Annotated in this window: 7 protein-coding genes and 1 other RNA gene; 4 read left to right on the top strand and 4 right to left on the bottom strand. The window is 39.2% G+C overall.

Going from position 1 to position 7161, the window contains the following annotated elements; translation table 11 throughout:
• Positions 1–340, top strand: an RNA gene (gene rnpB / locus ACJMMI_RS07910) — RNase P RNA component class A; the annotation flags it as partial.
• Between the two features lie 613 nt (positions 341–953).
• On the opposite strand, the gene tsf is transcribed toward rnpB, so the two are convergent.
• From tsf to ACJMMI_RS07890, 4 genes are all read right to left on the bottom strand, one after another.
• Positions 954–1865 carry a translation elongation factor Ts gene (gene tsf / locus ACJMMI_RS07905; RefSeq protein WP_405354777.1) on the bottom strand — a complete coding sequence of 304 codons (912 nt, stop codon included), beginning with the start codon at positions 1863–1865 and terminating at the stop codon, positions 954–956.
• Between the two features lie 47 nt (positions 1866–1912).
• Complete coding sequence (gene rpsB / locus ACJMMI_RS07900; RefSeq protein WP_405354775.1) at positions 1913–2644, bottom strand: 30S ribosomal protein S2; 732 nt, start codon at positions 2642–2644, stop codon at positions 1913–1915.
• Between the two features lie 180 nt (positions 2645–2824).
• A complete protein-coding gene (locus ACJMMI_RS07895) occupies positions 2825–3643 on the bottom strand; it encodes a hypothetical protein (protein WP_405354773.1) in 819 nt (272 codons plus the stop codon).
• Between the two features lie 286 nt (positions 3644–3929).
• A complete protein-coding gene (locus ACJMMI_RS07890) occupies positions 3930–4217 on the bottom strand; it encodes a PRC-barrel domain-containing protein (RefSeq protein ID WP_405354770.1) in 288 nt (95 codons plus the stop codon).
• Between the two features lie 88 nt (positions 4218–4305).
• Here ACJMMI_RS07890 and ACJMMI_RS07885 point away from each other — a divergent pair, with 88 nt between their 5' ends.
• The 3 genes from ACJMMI_RS07885 to sigE all read left to right on the top strand — a co-directional run bounded on the left by ACJMMI_RS07885 (position 4306) and on the right by sigE (position 6903).
• The gene (locus ACJMMI_RS07885) at positions 4306–5178 is read left to right on the top strand and encodes a DegV family protein (protein WP_405354768.1); all 873 of its coding nucleotides are present in this window, start codon (positions 4306–4308) and stop codon (positions 5176–5178) included.
• A 214-nt stretch (positions 5179–5392) separates the two neighbouring features.
• A complete protein-coding gene (locus ACJMMI_RS07880; RefSeq protein WP_405354766.1) occupies positions 5393–6187 on the top strand; it encodes a sigma-E processing peptidase SpoIIGA in 795 nt (264 codons plus the stop codon).
• A 14-nt stretch (positions 6188–6201) separates the two neighbouring features.
• Positions 6202–6903, top strand: a complete 702-nt coding sequence (sigE, locus tag ACJMMI_RS07875) for an RNA polymerase sporulation sigma factor SigE (protein ID WP_405354764.1) — start codon at positions 6202–6204, stop codon at positions 6901–6903.
• Positions 6904–7161 lie beyond the last annotated feature (258 nt).

Raw genomic sequence — 7161 nt, 5'->3', positions numbered from 1 at the left:
TATTGGACAGCTGCGGGAAATTGCCGAAAGGCGTTTTGCGAGGAAAGTCCGGGCTTCACAGAGCAAAAATAACGGCTAACGGCCGCCGGAGGCGACTCCAGGGATAGTGCAACAGAAAAGTACCGCCACTTTGTGGTAAGGATGGAAAGGCGAGGTAAGAGCTCACCAGAGATAGCGAGAGTTATCTGCTGTGTAAACCCTATTTGAAGCAACACCGTGGTAGGACACTATACGCTTGCTCGGCGTGTCCTTAGGAGGTGGCATCGAGCAGTTCCGGCAACGGGCTGCCAAGATAGATGGCTGTTCACGACAGAACCCGGCTTATAGATACAGTCATATTTTAAAGACTACTGCATTTTTGCAGTGGTTTTTTATTTTGCTTGTTTTCTTTTAGCAATAGCTAAACCATAACTTATTCCGGTTTTGTTTTTATGTTTGGGTAATATTGATAAATTATTGTTTGCCAACGCAAAATCTTAACAATAATAAAATTTAGGTCAAGCCTTTTTAAAGGCTCGTGGGTTTGGGCAACGCCCAAGAATAGTTGTTTCCATTGCAAATTCTCAGGCACAAACAGCAACGCTGTTTGTGTGCTAAAGCAATGTTTGACAAAACAAACGACAGCCATTAAAAAGGAATAATTGATTAAAAAGAATGATGCTTTTTTTATGTTGCTGTCGCATTATAAGGCTTTCGCCGTTGTGTTCAAGCCACCAAACAGCAAGCTGTTTGGCTAACAAAATCTTGCGTTAGTCTAAAGTATTGTGGGCTTTGCCCACAACCTTTGTAAAAGGTTGACCAAATTTTTATGTCCGAGTAGAAAGTGTGTGATAACTCAATCAAAAATTTCCCGACCGTTACAAATCATAATTACCCCATCGAACCGAAAAAGCAAAAACACCCAATCATAGGATTGAGTGTTTTTTAGTTTGGATAAAATATTTAAAATTAAATTATTTAACCATGCTTGCAACTTCAGCTGCAAAATCGTCCTGACGCTTCTCGATACCTTCGCCCTTTTCAAAACGAACGAACTTAGCAATCTCAATTTTGCCGCCGAGAGCCTTAGCTGTGTTGTTTGTGTACTGAGTGATTGTCTGCTTGTTGTCCTTAACAAACTCCTGGTCAACGAGGCAGTTCTCTTTGTAGAACTTACCAATCTTACCCATAACAATCTTATCAGCGATAGCCTCAGGCTTACCCTCGTTGATAACCTGCTGACGCATAACTTCCTTCTCGTGCTCGATAACCTCAGCCGGAACATCATCTCTTGTGAGGTATGGAGTGTTGAGAGCTGCAATCTGCATTGCAACATCCTTACCATAAGCAACGAACTCATCGTTTACAGGAATGTCTGTTGTGAAGTTTACAAGAACGCCAATCTTACCGCCTGCGTGTACATATGCTACGCAAGCACCTTCCATACGCTCAAAACGACGGATCTTGATGTTCTCGCCGATTGTCTGAATCTTCTCCTGAAGAAGCTCAGCAACAGTCTGCTCTGTGCCGGCTGCCTTGAGTGTGAGAAGCTCGTCAACATCTGCAGGATTCTGCTCGATAACTGTCTGAGCACAAGCCTTTACGAACTCCATAAATGAATCGTTCTTTGCAACGAAGTCTGTTTCAGCGTTTACTTCGATTACAACGCCTACAGATGAATCTGCGTTAGTTGTTGCATAAGCAACACCCTCAGCAGCAATTCTGCTTGCCTTTTTAGCTGCCTTTGCAAGGCCCTGCTCTCTTAAGAAGTCAATAGCCTTGTCCATATCACCGTCGGCATTTGTGAGAGCTTTTTTGCAATCCATCATGCCGCAACCTGTTTTTTCTCTTAATGTTTTAACATCCTGAGCTGTAAATGCTGCCATTTATAATACATCCTTTCGATAGATATTGATATAATTTAGTAATTAAATTATTCAGCTGCCTCTTCTGATTCTTCTTCAACAGCGGCTGCACCCATCTGACCTTCTTTACCCTCGATGATAGCGTCTGCCATAGCACCTGCAATAAGCTTTACTGCACGGATAGCGTCATCATTACCAGGGATAACATAGTCGATTTCATCTGGGTCACAGTTTGTATCAACAATAGCAACGATTGGAATATTGAGCTTCTTAGCTTCTGCAACAGCGATTCTCTCTTTTCTTGGGTCAACAATGAAGAGTGCACCAGGCATTGAAGTCATATCCTTGATACCGCCCATGAACTTCTCAAGCTTCTCGATCTCGAGGTTGAGCTTAATAACTTCCTTCTTAGGAAGAAGATCAAATGTACCGTCCTCCTGCATTGTGCGGAGCTGCTTTAAACGAGCAATTCTTCTGCGGATTGTAGCAAAGTTAGTGAGCATACCGCCGAGCCATCTTGCGTTTACATAGTAAGCACCTGCTCTGAGAGCCTCTTCCTTAACTGAATCCTGAGCCTGCTTCTTTGTACCAACAAAGAGTACGCTCTTGCCTTCTGCTGAAAGCTCACGAACAAAGTTGTAAGCCTCTTCGAGCTTCTTAACGCTCTTCTGAAGGTCGATAATGTAAATACCGTTACGCTCTGTGAAGATGTACTCAGCCATCTTAGGGTTCCATCTTCTTGTCTGGTGACCAAAGTGTACACCTGCTTCTAAGAGCTGTTTCATTGAAACTACTGCCATTTTAAATATCCTCCTTAGGTTAAAACCTCCGCTAAGCTTTGATTTTTATCGGGTTAAGAGCAAATTTGCCACCGTTCCGACAAGCCCAGCGTGCGAAATGCTATATAATTATATCATAAAATGCAAAAAAATCAAGTGTTTTTTAAAAATTACACTTGATTTTTTGCTTATAGCTATGTATCAGACTGCAAGGTCAAAAAATCTTACATTGCCGCAGCTGATAATGAAATTCTGTGTTTCGTGCCAGTTACTCTCTCCTGTATAAAAACAGATGAGTCTGTGCTGTACGGCTGAGCCGTTGTCATCGAAAATATAAGAAACCGCTGCTTTTACATCGGCGTTTGGCTCGATATTTGTTGGAGCGTAGTACTTATATTCGTTAATAATGTAATCAATAGATGTGTTGCCTGAAAGGTTCATTGCATCTCTGATTGCCTGAGCGACAAGGGCACAACCCTCATAGCCCATAGTGCCTGCCTCGCCCATTACAAGTCTTTCAAGCTTTGCTCTGTCGTAGTCTGAAAGCTCTACTTTACTTGGTGAATATGATGTGTCTGGATTGTCAATGCTTACAAGATATGTTTTTATATCTTCAGTAGGCTCTGACTGTTTTTCCGTTGCTGCCTGTGTTGCAGGCTGAGTTTCGGATTTTTTCTCCTCTTTAGGAGCTGTGGTAGGCTCGGTGGCCTTTTGTGTAGGTTTTGTAGCCTGTGTTGTTTCCTGTGCTTTTGTATCAGCAGTTTCCGCCGGAACAGTTGGTTCTTCACAATTCTTAGCGATAGATTGTGAGAAAGTGTCAATGCCGCCAACGGAGTATGCAGCCGCTCTGCTGTCTGCATAAGCGTCAACACTTGGGGCAAGTGTTGTTGTAGGAATCAAGAGGCAAGCAGATGCCAGTATTATAGCACTTACAAACGAAACCGATTTGAGTGCTCTGCTTGTCTTTTTGGTACTAACCTGTTTTTTGCCATGTTTTATATGATTATTATTTGTTCTCAAAAATTTATCCTCCCTGTGATTAGCATAATTCAAAACCAAATTACGGCTGTGTTTTATGCGACTTCCTTTAGTCGTTAAAATTTTATCAAACACACAATTCGTTGTTATTAAACCACACTTTTTGCAAAAATGCAAATTTTTAGACTTGTTATCTTTTGTTACCTTTGTTATATTGCTGTAACAAATGGTTTTTAATTTTCTTAAAAAAACAAATATTTGTTTAAATTGCATAAATTTAAAAATATTTGTTCGTGCATTGTGCGGGATAGGTAGAAAATCAATTTTTTTAGAATTTCTCTTTAAATCTGGGCTTTTTGCCTCTTTTTACCGGATTTGGCATTGAACAGGATATAATAATAGTATCCTCACCGATAAGTTCAATTTTCTCCCAAGGAATTATATAATCCTCGCATTTTCCTATAATTCCCAGAAAGCTGCTTCGCCCGAATATTACAAGAGAAACGATTTTAGCACACTTTGTATCCACTATAACATCATCTACAAAACCGATTCGGCAGCCGTCACAGGCACTTATTACTTCTTTGTGTCTTATATCAGTAAGTCTGCAATTCATAAAAAAGACCTCCATTCATTGACTTTTATATATATATTTGATAGAATATAATTGTATGACAAATGTACACATCAAAGGAGATGCTTTTATGGATTATATTTTTATGACCGATTCCTCCTGTGACCTTTCTGCTGAAATTGCCAAGGAGATTAATGTTGAAATTTTGCCGATGGAATTTAGTATGGAGGATAAGTCTTACCTTCACTATGCTGACGCAAGAATGATGAGTCTTGAGGACTTTTATACTAAACTCAAGAACGGAATTGATTCTAAAACAACACAGATTAATTACAATAGCTTTATCAACTACTTTGAGCCTTATTTAAAGGCAGGCAAGGATATTCTTTATACAGGCATATGCACAGGTCTTAGCGGCACTTATAATACCTGTCTTATGGCTGTAAAGGATTTGCAGGAAAAGTATCCTGACAGAAAAATTGTTGTTATTGACTCACTGTGTGACTCTGTTGGTCTTGGCTTGCTTATTTACCTTGCAGGTCAGAAATATACTGAGGGTGTTAGCATTGAGGAGCTTGAGCATTATATTAATGATACAAAACTCAAGGTTTGTCATTGGTTCATTGTAGAAGATCTTGACCACCTTAAAAGAGGCGGAAGAATTTCTGCTGTTGCCGCTACATTTGGTAAGGCTTTGCAGATTAAACCGCTCATCAGTGTAGATGAGGGCGGTCACCTTATTAATGTAGGCAAAGTAAGAGGTGCAAGTAATGTGTATAATTCACTTGTTTCTCACTTTGAGCGTGACGCTGAAAATCCTAAGGAGCAGACCGTATTTATCGGACACGCTGATAATAAAGAGGGTGCGTTGGAGCTTCAGAAGAGAATTAAGGGTATGTGCAAGAAGTCGATTATCTGCGACATTGGCCCTGTAATCGGTTCTCATGTAGGCTCAGGAATGCTTGCAATCCTTTTCCTCGGTACAAGAAACCTGAAATCATAATTTAGTAAAAATATACGGCTGAGTTTTCGTAATTGAAAGCTCAGCCGTTTTTTTGTAATCAATTATGGTAATAAAACAGACACATTACTCCTACACCCACGATTCCACCGATAAACAAACCTATTATTAAGCCTAAAAGCATAATTTTACCTCCTGTACAGATTTTGACATTTATTATTTACAGAGTATGTAATAATAATTAAGGGGAATTTTTATGAACAGTATTTATATTGATGTGCTGATTACGGTGAACATATTTATAGATTACTTTTTGCTGATGCTCACAAAGAAAATTATCGGTTCTAATATAAGGTATGTAAGGGTTATTATAGGCAGTGTGGTTGGCGGAATTTTTAGCCTTACGGCTCTTTTGCCTGCTCTGCCGTTCGGACTTAATATTCTGACTAATATTGCGGTTGCAATAATATTGATTTTCATAACCTTTGGCAGATGTGAAATTAAAACCTACATAAAGCGTGTGGCGGTGTTTTTTACGCTGTCTTTTTTGTTTGGCGGAATGATGATTTTTGTTTATCTTACTTTCAAACCAAAAGGAATGGGCATATATAATGATGTAATTTATTTTGACATCTCCCCTGTTTTGCTGATAATTCTTACCCTTGTATGTTATTATATTCTGCTTCTTATAAAAAAACTGACGAAAAGCGTTTACAAATCCGATATTCATAATATTGAAATTGTTGTAAACGAAAAAAGCTATATTTTTACCGCAAAGCTTGATACCGGCTGTAATGTAAAAGAGCCGTTTTCAGGCAAAAGCGTGATTGTTGCGGAAAAGGAGATTTTCGGTGATTTTGTTCCTGAACAAACAAAAGTCAGGGTGATTCCTTTCACAAGCCTTGGCGGTGAAGGTATATTGAGTGGCTTTTGTGCCGACAAAATTATTATTGACGGAAAGGCGGTGGATAATTCGGTGTACATAGGAATTTGTGAAAATGTTTTTAAGGGCGACATCAAGGCGGTTGTACCAAGCGAACTTATTAATTGATAGGAGAGGTTGCAATGAATATTATTCAGATTCTAAGAAAAATCAGACTGTTCTTTAATTTTGACGATGAGGTTTTTTACATTAACGGAAGCGAAACTTTGCCACCGCCGCTTACAAAAGCTGAAGAGGCGGATATAATGAAAAAAATTGTCGAAGGTGATGACAGTGCGAGAGAAGAACTGATTACGCATAATTTAAGACTTGTGGTGTATATTGCAAAGAAATATGATTCACCAAGTGCGGGTGCAGAGGACTTGGTTTCAATAGGCACAATCGGACTTATCAAGGCGGTAAAAACTTTTTCGCCTGAAAAGAACATTAAGCTTGCTACATATGCGTCACGCTGTATTGAAAATGAAATTCTTATGTTTTTGCGAAAATCCTCCCAACTGAAAAATGAGGTTTCAATTGACGAACCGCTGAACACCGACTGGGACGGAAATGAGCTTTTGCTGTGTGATATTTTAGGAAGTGACCCCGACCTTGTGAATAGGGATATTGAAAACGAACTTGAAAAAAGTCTTGTGCTGCAGGCGGTGTCAAGGCTTAATCAGCGTGAATGTTTAATAATGGAATTAAGGTTTGGACTTAACGGCAAAAAGGAACATACTCAAAAACAGGTTGCCGATAAACTCGGCATTTCGCAATCCTACATTTCAAGACTTGAAAAGAAGATTATAAGACGACTAAGACCCGAACTTGAAAAGGCTGTATGATAAGTAAGGTTCTGTTTTAAATGTTGGGGTAATGTTGATAAATTATGGTTTTTATTACGAGAAGATAGTTTGCAAAATAATAATTTTCTTGTTCCGACAATGACTTGGTAATGGTCGGGAATTAAAAATTTTGAAATTTGCCTGAATTTTTACTCGGACATAAAAATTTGGTCAACCTTTTTTAAAGGTTGTGGGGGTGGCCAAAGCCCACAATACTTTAAGCTAACACAAGGCTTTGATAGCCAAACAGCAAGCTGT

It is taken from the genome of Ruminococcus sp. (assembly GCF_045129435.1).
Taxonomy (GTDB): domain Bacteria; phylum Bacillota; class Clostridia; order Oscillospirales; family Acutalibacteraceae; genus Ruminococcoides.
Note: the sequence above shows the minus strand (reverse complement) of the source record. Positions and strands in the feature narration are given on the sequence as shown.

Bases quoted from the DNA above. Each gene is read 5' to 3' on its own strand.
- tsf (WP_405354777.1), bottom strand. From the start codon at position 1,865: ATGGCAGCATTTACAGCTCAGGATGTTAAAACATTAAGAGAAAAAACA.
- rpsB (WP_405354775.1), bottom strand. From the start codon at position 2,644: ATGGCAGTAGTTTCAATGAAACAGCTCTTAGAAGCAGGTGTACACTTT.
- ACJMMI_RS07890 (WP_405354770.1), bottom strand. From the start codon at position 4,217: ATGAATTGCAGACTTACTGATATAAGACACAAAGAAGTAATAAGTGCC.
- ACJMMI_RS07885 (WP_405354768.1), top strand. From the start codon at position 4,306: ATGGATTATATTTTTATGACCGATTCCTCCTGTGACCTTTCTGCTGAA.
- sigE (WP_405354764.1), top strand. From the start codon at position 6,202: ATGAATATTATTCAGATTCTAAGAAAAATCAGACTGTTCTTTAATTTT.
- ACJMMI_RS07880 (WP_405354766.1), top strand. From the start codon at position 5,393: ATGAACAGTATTTATATTGATGTGCTGATTACGGTGAACATATTTATA.